Source organism: Halomonas getboli (assembly GCF_023094245.1).
GTDB lineage: Bacteria > Pseudomonadota > Gammaproteobacteria > Pseudomonadales > Halomonadaceae > Halomonas > Halomonas getboli.
On the sequence record NZ_JALMEW010000001.1, the window covers coordinates 128,227 to 146,210 of the forward strand.

Genomic DNA, 17,984 nt, shown 5'->3' on the forward strand with positions numbered 1-17,984 from the left:
TAGGCCGCTCAGGAGGCCGTGTCGAAGCGCGTGGGGTCGTCGCTGATCACCGCGTCGACGCCCCAGTCCCAGCGCGGGGCGAAGGCGGCCGGGTCGTTGGCGGTGTAGCACACCAGCGCATAATCCGCGGCCTTGATCGCCTTGGCGCGTTCAGCCCTCAGCGGCTTCCAGTTGGCGTGTACGCTGACGGCCTGCACCGCCTCGGCGCGGGCCTGCCAGTCGCGCGGCACGCGGTCGAACAGCGCCCCCAGGGCCAGCCGTTCGGGGCCGGCCAGCGCGCGACTGGCCCTCAGCGCCCGCTCGTCGAAGGACGACACCAGCCGCCGCTCGAACGGCAGCGCTTCCATCACCGCCGGCACCGCCGCCTCGGCCAGCGCCACCGGGTCGTGGCCGCGATTGACCTTGAGCTCCAGATTCATGCCCATGTCGAGGTCGACGAGCAGCGCGAGCATCTCGTCGAGGGTCGCCATCCGCTCGCCGGCGAAGGCGTGTGCAAACCAGGCGCCCGCGTCCAGTCGGCGCGCCGCGGCGAGGTCGAGCGTGGCCAGCCGGCCGCGGCCGTCCGAGCAGCGCGACACGTCGCGGTCGTGCCAGATCACCGGGGTGCCGTCGCCGAGGCGCTGGACGTCGAGCTCCACCCAGTCGAAGCCGGCCGCGTGGGACGCGCGCACCGCCGCCAGGGTGTTCTCGGGGGCGCGGGCGGAGAGGCCGCGATGGGCGATCAGGCGGGGCAGGTCGAGTGCTGGCATTCGGGCTCCATGGGGGCCAGGCGCTGCCCGGTCTCGGGGTCGAAGAGATGCAGGCGGCCGGGATCCGGCCGCAGGGTCAGACTATCGCCTTCGGCCACCGCGCGGATACCGTCGATGCGCGCCACCACCAGGTCGTCCTGACCGTCGAGCCGCGCGTGGACGAGGGTGTCGGCGCCCAGCGGCTCGACCAGCTCGACCCGGACGGACAGGTCGCCATCGATAACGTCGCCTTCGGGCACCACGGCCAGGTGCTCCGGGCGGATGCCCAGGCACACCGTCTTCGCCTCTCCGGATGCCGGTATGGGCGAGGCCAGCCGGGTGCCGCAGGGCAGCGTCAGGATGTCGCCCCCGAGGCGGGCGTCGAGACGGGCGTTGAGAAAGTTCATCGCCGGCGAGCCGATGAAGCCGGCCACGAAGCGGCTGGCGGGGCGAGCGTAGAGGTGCATCGGCGTGCCGACCTGCTCGATGCGCCCGCCGTTCATCACCACCAGCCGGTCGGCCAGGGTCATGGCCTCGACCTGGTCGTGGGTGACGTAGACCGCGGTGACGCCGAGGCGCTTCTGCAGGCGGCGGATCTCGAGGCGCATCTGCACCCGCAGCTTGGCGTCCAGATTCGACAGCGGCTCGTCGAACAGGAACACCCTGGGCTCGCGGACGATGGCGCGGCCCATGGCCACCCGCTGGCGCTGCCCGCCGGAGAGCTGCTTGGGGCGCCGGTCGAGCAGGTCCTCGAGGCCGATCAGCCTGGCCGTCTCCTCCACCCGGCGGCGGCGCTCGGCCTTGGGCACGCCGCGGTTCTTCAGCGCATAGCCCATGTTGTCGGCCACGCTCATGTGCGGGTAGAGGGCGTAGTTCTGGAACACCATGGCGATGTCGCGCTCGGCCGGCTCCAGGTCATTGACGCGTCGTCCGTCGATGGCGAGCTCGCCGTCGCTGATCGACTCGAGGCCGGCGAGCATCCGCAGCAGGGTGGACTTGCCGCAGCCCGAGGGGCCGACCACCACGATCAGCTCGCCGTCGGCGATCTCGAGGTCGGCGCCGTGCAGGGCCGTGACGCCGTTGGGGTAGGTCTTGCGCAGGGCGTTCAGGCGAAGCGTGGCCATAGGCGTCTCTCGTGTCCGTTGGAGTGTGTCATTTCTCGGCGTCGACCAGCCCCTTCACGAAGTAGCGCTGCATCAGCACGATCACCGCCACCGGCGGCAGCATGGCCAGCAGGGCGGTGGCCATGACCGTCTGCCAGGGCACCAGGTTGTCGGCCGAGGAGAGCAGGCGCTTGAGGCTGACCACGATGGTCATGTGGTCGGATTCGGTGGTGATCAGCAGCGGCCAGAGATACTGGTTCCAGCCGTAGAGGAACATGATCACGAACAGGGCGGCGATGTTGGTCTTCGACAGCGGCAGCAGGATGTCCCTGAGGAAGCGCCAGGGACCGGCGCCGTCGACCCGGGCGGCCTCGAGCAGCTCCGGCGGCACGGTGAGGTAGAACTGCCGGAACAGGAAGGTCGCCGTGGCGCTGGCGATCAGCGGCAGGATCAGCCCGACGTAGGAGTTCAACAGTCCCAGATCGGCGGCCACCTTGTAGGTGGGCATGATGCGCACCTCCACCGGCAGCATCAGGGTGATGAAGATCAGCCAGAAGCACAGCCGGCGCAGCGGGAAGCGGAAGAACACGATGGCGTAGGCGGCCAGGATGGCGATGGCGATCTTGCCGACGGCGATGCCCAGCGCCATGACCGTGGAATTGAGCAGCAGCCGAGTGACGTCGGTACCCAGCCGGCCGACCGGCTCGGTGAGCACGGCGCGGAAGTTGCCGAGGCCCTCGGAGCCGAACCACAGCGGCGCGGTGCCGGTATACAGCGAGGCCTGGTCGTGGGTGGCGGCGGTGATGGCCAGCCACACCGGCAGGCAGAAGGCGATCAGGGCCAGGATCAGCAGCGCGTGGCTGGCGATGTCCAGGCCGCGGCGGCGATAGCGCATGGGCGTCTCTCCGGTGTCAGTACTGGACCCTGCGCTCGAGGTAGCGGAACTGCAGCAGGGTGAGCAGGCCCACCAGCCCCATCAGCAGCACCGACTGGGCGGCGCTGGAGCCCAGGTCGTAGCCGATGAAGCCGTCCTCGAAGACCTTGTAGACCAGGGTACGGGTGGCGCCGCCGGGCCCGCCGGCGGTGGTGGCGTCGATGGTGCCGAAGGTCTCGAAGAAGGCGTAGACGCTGTTCATCACCAGCAGGAAGAAGCTGGTCGGCGACAGCAGCGGGAAGGTGATGGTCCAGAAGCGCCGCCAGGGGCCGGCGCCGTCGATGGCGGCGGCCTCCAGCAGGCTCCTGGGAATCGCCTGCAGGCCGGCCAGGAAGAACACGAAGTTGTAGCTCATCTGCTTCCAGATCGAGGCCATCACCACCAGCGCCATGGCCTGGCCGCCGTTGAGCTGGTGGTTCCAGTCGATGCCGAGCGCGCCGAGCCCGGCGCTGATCAGGCCGAGCTCCGGGTCGAGCATGAAGCCCCACAGCACGCCGGCCACCGCCGGCGCCACCGCATAGGGCCAGATCAGCAGCGCCTTGTAGGCGCCGGCCCCCTTGATCACCCGGTCGGCGAGCACCGCCAGCAGCAGCGCCAGCGCCATGGCGCCCAGCGCCACGCCGGCGCTGAAGGTCACGGTGATGCCCAGCGCTCGGTAGTACTCCGCCGAGGCCAGCACCCGCGCGAAGTTCTCGAAGGCGACGAAGGTGCGGCCGAGGCCGAAGGGGTCCTCGACGTAGAAGGCCTGGAGCATGGCCTGGGCGGCGGGCCAAAAGAAGAAGATCGCCACGACGGCGATCTGCGGCGTCAGCAGCAGCCAGGGCGTGACGCGGTGTCGCTGGAAGGTCGCCATGGTCGTTCATCGCTGGAGAGGAAAAGGGCCGGCACGCCAGGGCGGCGTGCCGGCACGGGGCGGAGGGCGGATCAGCCGTTGGCCTGCTGGAAGCGCTCCAGCAGCGCGTTGCCGCGGCGCACGGCCTCGTCCAGGCCGTCCTGGGCGCTCACGTCGCCGTTGAAGATGCGCTCCAGCTGCTCCTCGATGACGTCACGGATCTGCGGCATGTTGCCCAGGCGCAGGCCCTTGGAATTGGCCGTGGGCGTGACGCCGGTCATCTGCTCGATGGCCACGGCGCTGCCCGGATTCTGCTCGTAGAAGCCCTGCTGCTGGCCGAGCTCGTAGGCCGCCTGGGTGATCGGCAGATAGCCGGAGAACTGGTGCCAGTCGGCCTGGACCTTGGCGGAGGACAGGTAGTCGAAGAAGCGTGCCACGCCCCGATAGACCCCGTCGCTCTTGCCGGCCAGCACCCACAGCGAGGCGCCGCCGATGATGCTGTTCTGCGGCGTGTCGACCAGCTCGCTGTCGTAGGGCAGCGGGGCGACGGAAAAGTCGAAGTCCTCGGCGTTGGCGCGCACGCCCGCCAGCGAGGCGGAGGACGCCATCAGCATGGCGCAGCGGCCGGTGTAGAAGGCCGGCGCGGCCTCGTCGAAGCGGCCGGCGTAGTCGAAGCGGCCGTCCTGCTGCCAGTCGGCCAGGCGCTGGATGTGGTCGACGGCGGCGGTCTGGTTGATGGTCAGGCGGGCGTCGAGGCCGCCGAAGCCGTTCTGCTCGGTGGCGAAGGGCAGGTCGTTGCGCGCCGAGAAGTTCTCGAGCTGGATCCAGGACGGCCAGGTGGTGGTCATGCCGCACTCGGCGGCGCCGGAGTCGACGATCCGGCCCAGGGTCTCGCCGAGGCCCTGCCAGGTGGTCGGTACCTCCTCCACGCCGGCCTCGGCGAGGATGTCTCGGTTGACGTAGACCACCGGCGTCGAGGAGTTGAACGGCATCGACAGCATGCGGCCGTCGGCGTCGGTGTAGTAGCCGGTCACGGCGGGCAGGAAGGCCGCGGGGTCGAAGTCCAGGCCTGAGTCGCTCATCAGCTGGTGGACCGGCACGATGGCGCCCTCGGCGTTCATCATGGTGGCGGTGCCGACCTCGTAGATCTGCACGATGGCCGGGGCCTCGCCGGCGCGGAAGGCGGCGATGGCGCCGGTCATGGTCTCGGAGTAGTTGCCACGGAAGGACGGCTTGACGACATAGTCGTCCTGCGAGGCGTTGAAGTCGGCGGCGATCTCGTCGACCTTGTTGCCCAGCTCGCCGCCCATGGCGTGCCACCAGGCGATCTCGGTGGCCCCCTGAGCCGACATCGACAGGCCGGCGGCGGCCATTCCCAGGGTCAGTGCTCCAGCGTACAGGCGTGGCATCGGGATCTCCTTTTCCACTGAGTCTTGGCATCGCGTCAGCCCGAGCCAGGCGGCGAGTTCCGCGGTCGGGCACGGCGACATTAGCTCCTGCCAATGACAGTCCAGTGAAAGCTAGATCATGCCGTCGAGTGCCGCCATGCTGCGGACGCGAGATGCGTCGGTGGAGCGATCGGGCGTCGGGGCGACGCCCGTGGCAGGCCTGGACGCCATGCCGCGGGCGGCGAGAAGATGGTGCCCAGGCGGTGGCAGGAGGTGACCATGCGACGCGTGATCGGCGACTGGCTGAGTCGCTATCTGACCCGGCCGCGGCCGGGATTGAAGACCCTGGAACCGGTGGATATCGAGCGACTCGCCGCCTGCCTGCGGCCCGGTGACGTGCTGGTGGTCGAGGGCAACACCCGCATCAGCACGGCGATCAAGTACCTTACCCAGTCGACCTGGTCCCATGCCGCGCTCTACGTGGGCGAGGCCTACCGGGACGCCGGCGGCGGGCCGCAGGGGCTGATCGAGGCCGACGTGCGCGAGGGCGTGCGCCGGGTCGGGCTGGATGACTTCGCGGGGCTGCACAGCCGCATCTGCCGCCCGGTGGGGCTCGATGACGACGAGGTGGCGCGGCTGATCGCCTTCGCCGGCGAGCGCCTCGGGGAGCGCTATGATCTCGGCCATGTGCTCGATCTGGCGCGCTACCTGATGCCGACGCCGCCCGTCCCCTCGCGCTGGCGGCGCCCGCTGCTGTCACTGGGCAGCGGCGATCCCACCCGGGCGATCTGCTCCACCCTGATCGCCCAGGCCTTCCAGTCGATTCGCTATCCGATCCTGCCGCGGGCGGTGACGGTCGAGTCGCCGCTTTCCGGCGGCCGGGAGGTCGAGATCCGGGTGCTCTATCCCCGCCACTACAGCCACTTCGTGCCGCGCGACTTCGATGTCTCGCCCTATTTCCAGGTCATCAAGCCGACCCTGGACCGGCACTTCGATCACCGGCGGCTGATCTGGGGCGCGGCGCCGGATGACGGCCGCCCCGGCCCGGACGCGAGGTGACGACTGTGCTAGGCTGCCCGATTTCGTGCCCGGTCGCGCCGGGCATCGAAGGCAGCCATGAAGGAGAGCCGGAAGCGATGAAAGTGGTGCATATCAAGAACGCGGCCCACCGCGAGGCCTGTCTGGCGCGGCTGTGCGCCGAGGCCTATGGCCAGGAGGCGGGCATCGCGCCGCTGGTGACCTTCGCCGGCGTGACGGGCGTGCTGTTTCCGCAGGAGGCCGCGCGGCTGCTGGCGCTGGCCGACGACCAGGGCAAGCCGCTGGCGCTGGCGCTGCTGGCGCTGGACGAGTCCGGCGAGGGCATGACGCTCATGCAGCTGGCGGATCTGGACACCGAGACCGTGAAGGCGCCGGCCATGCGGCTGGTGGGCGAGCTGGCGCTGCGCGCGCCGCTGCGGGTGGACGCGGTCGACGAGGCCCAGGAAGCGCGTTTCCGCGAGGCCGGCATCGAACGTTGGTTCAGCGGCAAGGCCGGGGTGCGCATCGGGCTGTCGAAGCGTCATCCGGCGACCGGCCTCGACGATCTGCCGCGCACCCTGACGGTGGACGAGCCGGGCGTGGTGCAGTCGTTCAAGCGCGACCGAGCGCAGTTCGAGGACTACAAGCAGCGCTTCGTGAAGGGCCTGGAGAACTTTCCCGCCACGCTGTCGGCGCGCCACTGACGCGAGACGTGCGCCGCCGCCCGGCGGCGCACGGCGGGCGGCGTCTTACTCTTCGGTCACCGTGAAGGTGCCCTTCATCATGCTGTAGTGGCCCGGGAAGGAGCAGAAGAAGGTCAGGTCGCGACCGGCCAGGCCCTCGGTGGAAAAGGTGACGCTGGTGCTCTCGCCGCCGCCGATGACCTCGGTGGCAGCCAGCACGCGGTCGTCGTCCGCCGGCAGGTAGTCGTTTTCCAGCCCCGCGTTCATGCCCGCCTGGGCCACGGCCTGGTAGTCCGAGGTGTCGCTGAGCACCCAGTTGTGGCCCATCACGCTGGCCTGCATCTGGCCGGTGTGCTCCAGTGTCACGGTCACTTCATCGCAGCTGGCCGGCACGCTCATGGCGTCCTGGTCGAACTGCATCTGGTCGTTGGCCTCGATGGTCAGCTGGCAGCTCTCGTCGTCCTGCGCCATGGCGGGCGAGGCGGACAGGACAGCGGCGAGGGCCGAGGTGGCGAGCATCCAGGCGGTGTGGCGAGCTTTCATGGCTTGATCCTTATTGTCGTCACTTTGTGATAGATAATGTGTACAATTTTATTCTTTGCCCACATCTCCCGGGCTGTCAAGTCGCGCGGGGCCATGGCTTGACGCCATGCGGCGAGAGCGCTTGACTGGGCGTCTGTTTCGCAGTGACAAGAAAAGGACGTTCAGCATGGCCAAGCGTATCCAGTTCGCCCGCACCGGCGGCCCCGAGGTCCTCGAGGTCGTCGATGTCACGCCCGCCGAGCCGGGCCCCGGCGAGGTGCGGGTCCGCAATCAGGCGGTGGGCCTGAACTTCATCGACATCTACTTCCGCACCGGGCTGTATCCGGCGCCGTCTCTGCCGTCGGGGCTCGGCACCGAGGGCGCGGGCGTCGTCGAGGCGGTGGGCGAGGGCGTCGAGCATCTGGCGGTGGGCGATCGCGTGGCCTATGCCCAGGGCCCGCTGGGCGCCTACGCCGAGCTCCACGTGCTGCCGGCGGAGAAGGTGGTGGCGCTGCCCGAGGGCATCGACGCCGAGACCGCGGCGGCGGCCATGCTCAAGGGCCTGACCGTGCAGTACCTGCTGCGCCAGACCTGTCCGCTTCAGGGCGGTGAGACGATCCTGTGGCACGCCGCGGCCGGCGGCGTGGGCTCCATCGCCTGCCAGTGGGCGAAGGCGCTGGGGGTGAAGCTGATCGGCACGGTGAGCTCGCCGGAGAAGGCGGCGCTGGCCGAGAAGAACGGCGCCTGGGCGACCATCGACACCACCCGCGAGGACGTGGCGGAACGGGTCCGCGAGCTGACCGGCGGTGCCATGTGCGACGTGGTCTACGACTCGGTAGGCAAGGACACCTGGGAGGCCTCGCTGGACTGCCTGAAGCCGCGCGGCCTGATGGTCAGCTTCGGCAATGCGTCGGGCCCGGTGGAGGGCGTCAACATCGGCATCCTCAACCAGAAGGGCTCGCTGTTCGTGACTCGCCCGAGCCTCAACGGCTATGCCGACACCCGCGAGCGCCTCGAGGCCATGGCCGGCGACCTGTTTGCGATGCTGGAAAGCGGCCAGATCACCATCGACATCGGCCAGCGCTATCCGCTCGCCGAGGCCGCCCGGGCCCAGGAGGCGCTGGCCGGCCGCAAGACCACCGGCTCGACCGTGCTTATCCCGTAAGCGTCTGCGCTTCTGCCGACGGCCTCGCGTCTTGCCGGACGCGGGGCCGTCGTCGTTCTGGGGAGAGCGTCCGGGGCGCTACAGCGCGTCGCCGAGCTCGTCGATCATCCGCTCCCGGCGCTCGAGCGAGGCCAGCCCGGCCTCGCCCAGCAGGCGTGCCGCCTCGCTCAGGAGTCCCTCGGCCAGCAGCATGAAGGCGCACATGCCGTTGCTGAAGAACAGGCTGTGGTTGGGCACCGCGAAGCGCTCACTGGCGGCGCGCGCCAGCGGCGAGCTGGCGGCATCGGTCAGCGCGATCACCGGTACGCCCTGGCGGGCCGCCACCTGGGCGGCGGTCAGCACGCTCGGCGTGTAGGGGAAGGCGCTCATCACCACCAGCACGTCGTTGTCGTCGAGCCGGGCCAGGGCGTCCGCGATGCCGTGGCCGGCGGCGTCCAGCGCAGCGGCGTCGGGACGCAGCATGCCGAGTCCGTAGGCCATGAACGAGGCCAGCGAGGCGAACTGGCGACGGCCGTGAATCCGCACCCGCCGGGCCTCCGCCAGCCGCCGCGCGGCACGGGTGAAGGCCTCACCGTCCATTCCCGCCACCAGGTCGCCGAGGTTGGCGCTCTCCTGGCGGCCCAGTCGGGTCAGCCGGCCGAGGGCGTCGTCGTCCCGTTCGCCCTCCAGCAGCCGCGAGACCTGATCGCTGTAGAAGTGCGTTCCCTCGGTGACGTGGCGGCGGAACACCGCCTGCAGCCCGGCGAAGCCCTCGAAGCCCAGCCGCTGGGCCAGCCGCGACAGCGTCGAGGGGCTGACGCCGAGGCGCTCCGCCAGATCGCTGATCGACGACACCGCGGCCTGCTGGGGCATGCCGACCAGCGCCGAGAGCACCTGCTGCGATCGCTTGCCCAGGCGAAGCTCGGCGTCTCCCGCCTCGAGGTCGGCGAGCAGGCGCTCGAGGTCGTCGAGCGTATCGAGGCGTGCATCCGGTCGAGAAGGCGAGGCGGCGGTCATGAAGGGCGTGGGCTCCGGTTCGCTGGCGAGGAAGGGCAGGGCATTGTAGCGGCCGCGGCACCTGGCGTCAGGGTGGTGTGGCACTTATTGCAAATATCTTTGCGATTAAACAAAATGGCAAATGTGTTTGCAAAATGACCCGGGGAGGGTCGCATGAGCCACGTCTTCCATCGTCACCTGTCTCACACTTACCCCACTGCCGTCGGCGGCGACGGCGCCTATCTGATCGACGCCGAGGGGCGGCGCTATCTGGACGCCTGCGGCGGCGCCGCGGTCTCCTGTCTGGGGCACGGCGACGCCGAGGTGATCGAGGCCGTGCGCGAGCAGGTCGGCAAGCTGGCCTACGCCCACAGCTCCTTCTTCACTACCGAGCCGATGGAGGCGCTGGCCGACTTCCTGTTCGAGCGTGCGCCGGAGGGGCTGTCCTCGGTCTATTTCGTCTCGGGCGGCTCCGAGGCGGTGGAGGCGGCGCTGAAGCTGGCTCGCCAGTACTTCATCGAGCGCGGTGAGCCCGAGCGCCGGCATCTGATCGCGCGGCGCCAGAGCTACCACGGCAATACCCTCGGCGCGCTGGCCACCGGCGGCAATGCCTGGCGGCGTCGGCAGTTCGAGCCGCTGCTGGTGGAGGTCAGCCACGTCAGCCCCTGCTACGCCTACCGCGGCCAGGCCGAGGGCGAGACGTCGGAGGCCTACGGCGAGCGGCTGGCGCGGGAGCTCGAGGACGAGATCCAGCGCCTGGGACCGGAGACGGTGATGGCCTTCGTCGCCGAGCCGGTGGTGGGTGCGACCCTGGGCGCGGTGCCCGCGGTGCCGGGCTACTTCCGGCGCGTGCGCGAGATCTGCGATCGCCACGGCATCCTCTTGATCCTCGACGAGGTGATGTGTGGCATGGGCCGCACCGGCAGCCTGTTCGCCGCCGAACAGGAGGGCGTGGCGCCGGATCTGGTGACCATCGCCAAGGGGCTCGGGGCCGGCTACCAGCCGATCGGCGCGACCCTGGTCAGCGAGCGTATCCGTGCGACCATCGCCGGGGGCTCGGGCTTCTTCCAGCACGGCCACACCTATATCGGCCATGCCACCGCCTGCGCCGCGGCCCTGGCCGTGCAGCGCGCCATCGAGTCCCGCGACCTGCTGCCCCGCGTGCGGCAACTGGGCGACGGCCTCCAGCAGCGGCTCGAGGACCGCTTCGGCGACCATCCCCACATCGGCGACATTCGCGGCCGGGGGCTGTTCCGCGGCCTCGAGCTGGTCGCCGACCGCGAGACGAAGGCGCCGTTCGATCCCGAGCGCAAGCTGCATGCCGTCATCAAGCGCACGGCCATGGACCACGGCCTGATGTGCTATCCCATGGGGGGCACCCTCGACGGCCGCCGCGGTGACCATATCCTGCTGGCGCCGCCCTTTATCCTCGAGGACGGCCAGCTCGACGAGATCGTCGACAAGCTCGACGCGACCCTCCGGTCCGTCCTCGGATCCTCTTGATCAGGACCTCATGACACAGGAGCTCGACATGTCGATCACTTCGCGTCTGCCGGCACTCGATGTCGCCACCGCATCGCCGGAGCAGCGCCGCGTGCTGGACGCCATTCTCGCCGGCCCCCGCGGCAATCTCGACGGCCCCTTCCTGGCCTGGGTGCACAGTCCGGAACTGGCGGATCACGCCCAGCGCCTGGGCGCCTTCTGTCGCTACGGCACGCGGCTGGAGCTGCGGCTCACCGAGCTGGCGATCCTCTTCACCGCGTCCTGGTGGCAGTCCCAGGCGGAATGGCAGATCCACGAACCCATCGCCCGGGAGGCCGGCGTCTCGGCGTCGCTGATCGAGGCGTTGCAGGAGGGCCACCAGGAACCGACCTTCGAGCGTGACGACGAGGCGCTGGTGGTGCGTCTGGGACACTCGCTCTACACCACCCGGCGCGTCGACGATGCGCTCTACGCCGAGGCGGTCGAGGCCTTCGGCGAGCCGGCGGTGGTCGAGCTGGTCGGCGTGTTCGGCTACTACGCCCTGGTGGCCATGACCCTCAACGTCTTCGCGGTGCGCCGCGGCGACGGGGCGCTGCCGTTTCCCGAGCCGCCTGTGCGCCCCTCTCGGGCCTGACGACGCGTTGATGGCAGCTTCACTGGAGGGATGACGCGCGAGCGACGATGCTGGAGGCAGCGGGCGTTCTTGCACGGCGCCGCCGTCGTTTCACGTGTCATCCACAGGGAGGTGAGCCGTCATGGCCGACAGCACTCTGATCTTTCTCCTGCTTGGCGCGACCCTGGCGGCCTTCGTCTGGGGCCGCTTCCGCTACGACCTGGTGGCCCTGGCGGCGCTGCTGGCCGCGGTGGGGCTGGGCCTGGTGCCCGCCGAGGGCGCCTTCGCCGGCTTCGGCCATCCGGCGGTGATCACCGTGGCCGCGGTGCTGGTGCTCAGTCGCGGCTTCGAGCGCTCGGGGCTGGTCGACCTGATCGCCGAGCAGGCACTGCGCGTCGGCGACCGGATCATGCTGCAGACCCTGGTGCTCTCCGGCACCGTGCTGGTGCTCTCCGGCATCATGAACAACGTCGGCGCGCTGGCGCTGATGCTGCCGGTGGCGCTGCGCCTGGCCCGTGAGCACGATACCCCTCCATCGCTGCTGCTGATGCCGCTGGCCTTCGGCTCGCTGCTCGGCGGGCTGACCACCCTGATCGGTACGCCGCCCAACATCATCATCTCCGCCTACCGCCGCACGCTGATCGGCGAGGGCTTCGGCATGTTCGACTTCTTCCCCGTCGGCGCCAGCGTGGCGTTGGCGGGGCTCGTCGTGATCGTGCTGGCCGGCCGCTACCTGGTACCCCAGCGGGCCGGCCAGGCGTCGATGGAGGCGATGTTCGACACCGCTCATTACCTGGTCGAGCTGCGCGTGCCCGAGGATGGCAAGGCGGTGGGCTGGTCGCTGCGCGACCTGCTCGAGGCCGTGGAGGAGCCGATCCCGGTACTGGCGGTGGTGCGCGACGAGCGGCGCCATCCCGGTCATACCTTCCTCGGTGCGCTGCAGGCCCACGACATCCTGCTGGTGGAGGCGGGTCCCGAGGAGATGGGGCTGCTCGAGGACAAGGCCGGGCTGGCGGTGGGCGCCGAGGCGGAGCAGGAGGCCGAACAGGAAACCCAGGACGCCGAGGAGAGCGGGAAAGCCGACAAGAACGGCGGAAACCCCAGGCAGGACAAGGCCGCGACGGACACCGAGGGCCTGCAGCTGGTGGAGGCCGTGGTGCGCAACGATTCGATGATGCAGGGGCGCACGGTCGGCCAGCTGCGCCTGCTCAACCAGTTCGGCCTGCATCTGGTGGCGGTGGCCCGGGACGGCGGCCGGCTGCGGCAGCGGCTGCGGGACATCCGCTTCCGTGCCGGCGACGTGCTGCTGCTGCAGGGCGGCGAGGGCGACATCGGCGAGAGCCTGACGACGCTGGGCTGCCTGCCGCTGGCCAGCCGCGATCTGGCCCTGGGCCAGCCGCGTCGGCTGGCGCTGTCGGTGGCGATCTTCGCCGCGGCGATCATGGCGATGATGCTCGACTGGCTGCCCGCCGCGGTGGCGTTGAGCGGCGCCGCCCTGGCCTCGCTGCTGGCCGGGGTGCTGACCCTGCGCGAGGCCTACCAGGCCATCGACGGGCCGGTAATCGTGCTGCTCGGCGCGATGATCCCGGTGGGTCAGGCGCTGGAGACCAGCGGCGGGGCGGCGCTGATCGCCGAGACGCTGCTGGTGCTGGGCGGCGACTGGCCGGTGGCGCTGACGCTGTCCGGTCTGTTCGCGCTCGGCCTGCTGCTGTCCAACGTGATCAACAACGCCGCCGCGGCGCTGCTGATGGCGCCCATCGCGGCTAGCCTGGCCGAAGGCTTCGAGGCCTCGGTGGACCCCTTCCTGATGGCGGTGGCGGTCAGCGCCTCCTGCGCCTTCCTGACGCCGATCGGACATCAGTCCAACACCCTGGTGATGGGCCCCGGCGGCTATCGCTTCGGCGACTACTGGCGGCTGGGCCTGCCGCTGTCGCTGGCGGTGATGGCGGTGGCGATCCCGCTGATCCTGATCGTCTGGCCGCTGTGACCGGGTGAGGCAGGAGTGAGGGGTAAGGAGTGAGGGGCAGGGTTTCTCCTCACGCCTCACCCCCTCACACCTCACACCGGCCTAAGCCGGATGGTGGCGCAGCACCTTGCTCTTGTCGGTGACGAAGGCGTCGTAGTCGAAGTCGTCGACGGTGAGCATGTCCAGCACCTCGGCCTCGCGCTGGCGCATGAAGGCGGCATCGTCCTCGCTGATCAGGCCGGCGGCGAGGGCGGCGTCGACCTGCTGTTCGGGATGCAGGGCCTCGGCCGGAATCTCGCCCTTGGCGTGGGCCTTGCCGACGGTGCGATACAGCGCTTCGGCGCGCTCCTGGGTGGCCAGCAGGGCGTTGTAGCGGGCCAGCGGATTGTCCTGGGGGCCGTCGTCGGCGTCCCAGGTGTTGGTCAGCAGGCGCTGGCGCAGGGCGCTGTCGCGGGTCACGGCCTGGGCGATGGTGCGCGTCAGGTCGTCGGTCGGGCGTGCCCAGCGGCGGCCGCGGGGCATCACCACGAGGCGCAGCAGGCGGCCCAGGGCGCGGTTCGGCAGGTTGTCGAACAGCTCGTCGAAGGCCTGCTCGGTGCGGCCCAGCAGGAAGCGGGCGGCGTAGTGGAGCAGGGCGTCTTCCTGCTCGACCTTGTCGCCCTCATGCCACTGCTTGAGCATCAGGCTGGCCAGGTAGAGGTTGGACAGCACATCGCCGAGGCGGGCGGAGAGCATCTCGCGCTGCTTGAGCTTCGAGCCGAGGCTGGCCATGGCGGCGTCGGCGGTCAGCGAGAAGCCGGCGGAGAGCCGCGCGATCTCCTTGGCGTAGGGGGCGGCGACGTCGTCGAAGGGCGAGTCCGGCTGGCCCATGCCCAGACCCTGGGTCAGGGCGCGGGCGGCGTTGCCGAGGATCAGGCCGGCATGGCCGAAGAAGGCCGTATCGAAGGCGTTGACGTCGTCGGCGTCCTTGGCGGCCAGCTCCTCCAGCACGTAGGGGTGGCAGCGGATCGCCCCCTGGCCGAAGATCATCAGGTTGCGGGTCATGATGTTGGCGCCCTCGACGGTGATCGCCACCGGGTTGGCGCTGTAGCCGATGCCGAGGTAGTTGCGCGGCCCGAGGGTCACCGCCTTGCCGCCGTGGATGTCCATGGCGTCGGCCAGGATCACGCGCTGGAACTCGGTGAGCTGGCTCTTGAGGATCGCCGAGGGCACCGCCGGCTTCTCGCCGTGGTCGATGGTGTTGGCGGTCTGGTAGACCGCGGCCTGGGCGATATAGCCGAGCGCCGCCATGCGCGCCAGCGGCTCCTGGACGCCCTCCATCTCGGCCACCGGGACGTTGAACTGGCGGCGGATGCGGGCGAAGCCGCCGCTCCAGCCCAGGGCGTAGCGGGCGGTGCCGGTGGCGCCGGAGGGCAGGGTGATGCAGCGGCCCACCGACAGGCACTCGACCAGCATGCGCCAGCCCTGGCCGATCATGGCCTCGCCGCCGATGATGGTGGACAGCGGCACGAAGACGTTCTCGCCCTTGATCGGGCCGTTGAGGAAGGGGCTGCCGATGGGATGGTGGCGGCGGCCGATCTGCATGCCCTCGGTGTCGCGGGGCACCAGCGCCAGGGTGATGCCGCGGTCCTCCTCCTCGCCGAGCAGGTGGTCGGGATCGAACAGGCGGAAGGCCAGGCCGACCACGCTGGCGATCGGCGCCAGGGTGATCCAGCGCTTCTCGAAGGTCAGCTCGAGGCCCAGCACCATCTCGCCGTCGATCTCGCGGCGTACCACGGTGCCGACGTCGGGCAGCGAGGTGGCATCAGAGCCGGCGCGGGGGCCGGTCAGGCCGAAGCAGGGAATCTCACGGCCGTCGGCCAGCCGCGGCAGGTAGTGATTCTTCTGTTCCTCGGTGCCGTACTTGAGCAGCAGCTCGCCCGGGCCGAGGGAGTTGGGCACGCCGACGGTGACCATCAGCGTCTCGTTGACCGAGAGCTTCTGCAGCACCATCGACTGGGCCTTGGCGGAGAAACCGAGGCCGCCGTATTCCTGCGGGATGATCATGCCGAAGAAGCGCTCGCGCTTGAGGTAGTCCCACAGCTCCTGGGGTAGGTCGGCGCGCTCGCGGGCGATGTCCCAGTCGTTGCACATGCCGGCGGCCACGCCGCACTGGTGATCGAGGAAGGCGCGTTCGGCGTCGGACAGGCCGTCGTCGCGATAGTCGAGCAGCCGCTGCCAGTCGGGGCGGCCGGTGAACAGCTCGCCGTCCCAGGCCACGCTGCCGGCCTCCAGCGCGGTGCGTTCGGTGTCCGAGACCTTCGGCGCGACGCGCTTGAACATGGCGAACAGCTTCGGCGTCAGCCAGCGGCGGCGCAGGGTCGGCAGGCCGCAGGCGGCGATCGCCGCGGTGGCGACCAGCAGCAGCACGCCGATCACCGCGGCGCCGGTGGCCAGGCCGGCGAGGCCGAGCAGGCCGGTGACGCCGAGGGCGGGCAGGGCGCCGGCCTCCCGGCGCATCACGATGAGCAGGCCGGTAACGGCCAGCAGCAGCAGGATCAGGGTCAGCATGGTGGGCGGCTCCGTGACATTTAAACACTTGTTTGAATGCCTTCAGCCTAGCCCATCAGAGGCCTCGCAGCCAATACCTTATCGCTCAACGCAGGACGCCCCGCTCAAAAGGCGGGGCGTCTCGGTGCTGCCGGTGGCGCGATCAGGCCGTGCGGCGCTGCGGCTCCTGCCGGGCGGGGGCGCCGTTGGCCACGTAGTAGGGCGCGTCGCTCTTCGGCAGGGCCTCGCGGCCGCGGATCTTGTCGGCCATCTTCTCGGCCAGCATGATCGTCGGCGCGTTGAGGTTGCCGGTGGGGATCACCGGGAACAGCGAGGCGTCGACCACCCGCAGGGCCTCCACGCCGTGAACCCGGCCGGCGCCGTCGACCACCGCGTCGTCACCGTCGCCCATGCGGCAGCTGCCGCAGGGGTGGTAGGCGGTCTCGGCGTGTTCGCGGACGAAGGCGTCGAGCTCGGCGTCGGTCTTCACGTCCGGCCCGGGGGAGATCTCGCGGCCGCGGTACTCGTCCATGGCCGGCTGTTCGATGATCTCGCGGGTCAGGCGGATGGCGTCGCGGAACTCCTGCCAGTCCTTCTCGGTGGACATGTAGTTGAACAGGATCGAGGGGGCGGCCTTGGGATCGAGCGAGGTCAGGCGCACGCGGCCCTCGCTCTCGGAGCGCATGGAGCCGACGTGGGCCTGGAAACCGTGGGCCTGAACCGCGCTCTTGCCGTTGTAGCTGATGGCGATCGGCAGGAAGTGGTACTGCAGGTTCGGCCACTCCTCGTCGTCGCGTGTGCGGATGAAGCCGGCGGCCTCGAACTGGTTGCTGGCGCCCACGCCGGTGCCGCACAGCATCCACTCGGCGCCGATCTTCGGCTGGTTGTACCACTTCAGCGCCGGATACAGCGAGATCGGCTGCTTGCACTCGTACTGGATGTACATCTCCAGGTGATCCTGGAGGTGCTGGCCGACGTTCTCGTTGACCTGCACCGGGGTGATGCCGAGCTCGTCGAGCACGTCCTGCGGGCCGATGCCGGAGCGCTGCAGGATCTGCGGCGAGGCGATGGCGCCGGCACACAGCAGCACCTCGCGACGTGCCTTGACCTCCTGGGGCTGGCCGCCGCGCTGGTAGCGCACGCCGGTGGCGCGCTTGCCCTCGAAGGTGATCACGTCGGTGGTGGCGCGGGTCTCGATGGTCAGGTTCGGGCGCGGCCGGGCCTGGTCGAGGTAGCCGCGGGCGGTGGAGGCGCGGCGACCGTTCGGCGTGACGAAGCGGTCCATGGGGCCGAAGCCTTCCTGCTGGTAGCCGTTGACGTCCTCGGTGGCCGGATAGCCGGCCTGCTGGCCCGCCTCGATGAAGGCGTGATACAGCGGATTGTTGCCTTCCTTCGGCGTGGTCACGCTGACCGGGCCGTCGCCGCCGTGATAGTCGTTGGGGCCGATGTCTCGTGTCTCGGCCTTGCGGAAGTAGGGCAGGCAGTCGGCGTAGGTCCAGTCCTCGAGGCCCGAGCGCTTGGCCCAGTTGTCGTAGTCCAGGGCGTTGCCGCGGATGTAGCACATGCCGTTGATCAGCGAGGAGCCGCCCAGGCCCTTGCCGCGGCCGCACTCCATGCGCCGGCCGTCCATGTGCGGCTCGGGGTCGGTCTCGAAGGCCCAGTTGTAGCGCTTGCCCTGCAGCGGATAGGCCAGCGCCGCCGGCATCTGGGTGCGGAAGTCGAAGCGGTGGTCCTTGCCGCCGGCCTCGAGCAGCAGCACGCTGACGTTCGGGTCCTCGGTCAGGCGGGTGGCCAGGACGTTGCCGGCCGAACCGGCGCCGATGATGACGTAATCGAACTCACGGGACTGCGACATGGAGCCTCCCTGAAACAGTCAAAAGGGTCTCGTGGCGAGGCGTCGGGGCTCGCCGATCAGGCCAGGCGCGGGTGAGGGCGCGCCTGAGAAAGCGGTCGTGCAGCGGCACCGGCGAGATGAGCGTCGGGGATGAGACGTAGCGAGGGTCTTTTGACCATGGACGGCAAAAGTAGCGCCCATGGATGGATTCAC

General features: G+C 70.0%; 15 protein-coding genes. 6 read left to right on the forward strand and 9 right to left on the reverse strand.

Annotated elements, in window-relative coordinates:
- Positions 1-8 precede the first annotated feature (8 nt).
- The 5 genes from MYL53_RS00650 to ugpB form a co-directional block, all read right to left on the reverse strand.
- A complete protein-coding gene (locus MYL53_RS00650; protein ID WP_247851434.1) occupies positions 9-749 on the reverse strand; it encodes a glycerophosphodiester phosphodiesterase family protein in 741 nt (246 codons plus the stop codon).
- Positions 722-1,852, reverse strand: coding sequence for a sn-glycerol-3-phosphate import ATP-binding protein UgpC (locus tag MYL53_RS00655; protein ID WP_247851435.1), 1,131 nt, complete (start codon positions 1,850-1,852; stop codon positions 722-724). Before MYL53_RS00655 ends, MYL53_RS00650 begins: the two co-directional genes overlap by 28 nt.
- Positions 1,853-1,880: 28 nt before the next feature.
- Complete coding sequence (gene ugpE, locus MYL53_RS00660) at positions 1,881-2,726, reverse strand: sn-glycerol-3-phosphate ABC transporter permease UgpE (protein ID WP_247851436.1); 846 nt, start codon at positions 2,724-2,726, stop codon at positions 1,881-1,883.
- Positions 2,727-2,742: 16 nt separating this feature from the next.
- Complete coding sequence (gene ugpA, locus MYL53_RS00665; protein ID WP_247851437.1) at positions 2,743-3,618, reverse strand: sn-glycerol-3-phosphate ABC transporter permease UgpA; 876 nt, start codon at positions 3,616-3,618, stop codon at positions 2,743-2,745.
- A gap of 71 nt (positions 3,619-3,689) precedes the next feature.
- Positions 3,690-5,006, reverse strand: coding sequence for a sn-glycerol-3-phosphate ABC transporter substrate-binding protein UgpB (gene ugpB, locus MYL53_RS00670; RefSeq protein ID WP_247851438.1), 1,317 nt, complete (start codon positions 5,004-5,006; stop codon positions 3,690-3,692).
- A 258-nt stretch (positions 5,007-5,264) separates the two neighbouring features.
- Between ugpB and MYL53_RS00675 the strand changes: the two genes are divergently transcribed.
- Together MYL53_RS00675 and MYL53_RS00680 are read left to right on the forward strand one after the other, a co-directional pair.
- Positions 5,265-6,044: a YiiX/YebB-like N1pC/P60 family cysteine hydrolase gene (locus MYL53_RS00675; protein WP_247851439.1), complete on the forward strand. Its 780-nt coding sequence runs from the start codon at positions 5,265-5,267 to the stop codon at positions 6,042-6,044.
- A 77-nt stretch (positions 6,045-6,121) separates the two neighbouring features.
- The gene (locus tag MYL53_RS00680) at positions 6,122-6,706 is read left to right on the forward strand and encodes a hypothetical protein (RefSeq protein ID WP_247851440.1); all 585 of its coding nucleotides are present in this window, start codon (positions 6,122-6,124) and stop codon (positions 6,704-6,706) included.
- Positions 6,707-6,751: 45 nt separating this feature from the next.
- Here MYL53_RS00680 and azu read toward each other — a convergent pair whose 3' ends face one another.
- Positions 6,752-7,228, reverse strand: a complete 477-nt coding sequence (gene azu, locus MYL53_RS00685) for an azurin (protein WP_247851441.1) — start codon at positions 7,226-7,228, stop codon at positions 6,752-6,754.
- A gap of 166 nt (positions 7,229-7,394) precedes the next feature.
- Between azu and MYL53_RS00690 the strand changes: the two genes are divergently transcribed.
- Positions 7,395-8,372, forward strand: a complete 978-nt coding sequence (locus tag MYL53_RS00690; RefSeq protein ID WP_247851442.1) for a quinone oxidoreductase family protein — start codon at positions 7,395-7,397, stop codon at positions 8,370-8,372.
- A 78-nt stretch (positions 8,373-8,450) separates the two neighbouring features.
- Here the strand turns inward: MYL53_RS00690 and MYL53_RS00695 are convergent, their stop codons facing one another.
- Complete coding sequence (locus MYL53_RS00695; RefSeq protein ID WP_247851443.1) at positions 8,451-9,452, reverse strand: MurR/RpiR family transcriptional regulator; 1,002 nt, start codon at positions 9,450-9,452, stop codon at positions 8,451-8,453.
- A 69-nt stretch (positions 9,453-9,521) separates the two neighbouring features.
- Between MYL53_RS00695 and MYL53_RS00700 the strand changes: the two genes are divergently transcribed.
- From MYL53_RS00700 to MYL53_RS00710, 3 genes are all read left to right on the forward strand, one after another.
- On the forward strand, positions 9,522-10,850 hold the full coding sequence (locus MYL53_RS00700) for an aspartate aminotransferase family protein (RefSeq protein WP_247851444.1): 1,329 nt from the start codon (positions 9,522-9,524) through the stop codon (positions 10,848-10,850).
- A 28-nt stretch (positions 10,851-10,878) separates the two neighbouring features.
- On the forward strand, positions 10,879-11,463 hold the full coding sequence (locus tag MYL53_RS00705) for a carboxymuconolactone decarboxylase family protein (RefSeq protein WP_247851445.1): 585 nt from the start codon (positions 10,879-10,881) through the stop codon (positions 11,461-11,463).
- A gap of 121 nt (positions 11,464-11,584) precedes the next feature.
- Entirely contained in the window at positions 11,585-13,429 is a 1,845-nt protein-coding gene (locus tag MYL53_RS00710) for an SLC13 family permease (RefSeq protein ID WP_247851446.1), read from the forward strand.
- Between the two features lie 81 nt (positions 13,430-13,510).
- Here MYL53_RS00710 and MYL53_RS00715 read toward each other — a convergent pair whose 3' ends face one another.
- Entirely contained in the window at positions 13,511-15,958 is a 2,448-nt protein-coding gene (locus MYL53_RS00715; protein ID WP_247851447.1) for an acyl-CoA dehydrogenase, read from the reverse strand.
- 142 nt (positions 15,959-16,100) lie between these two features.
- The gene (gene betA, locus MYL53_RS00720; protein WP_247851448.1) at positions 16,101-17,792 is read right to left on the reverse strand and encodes a choline dehydrogenase; all 1,692 of its coding nucleotides are present in this window, start codon (positions 17,790-17,792) and stop codon (positions 16,101-16,103) included.
- Positions 17,793-17,984 lie beyond the last annotated feature (192 nt).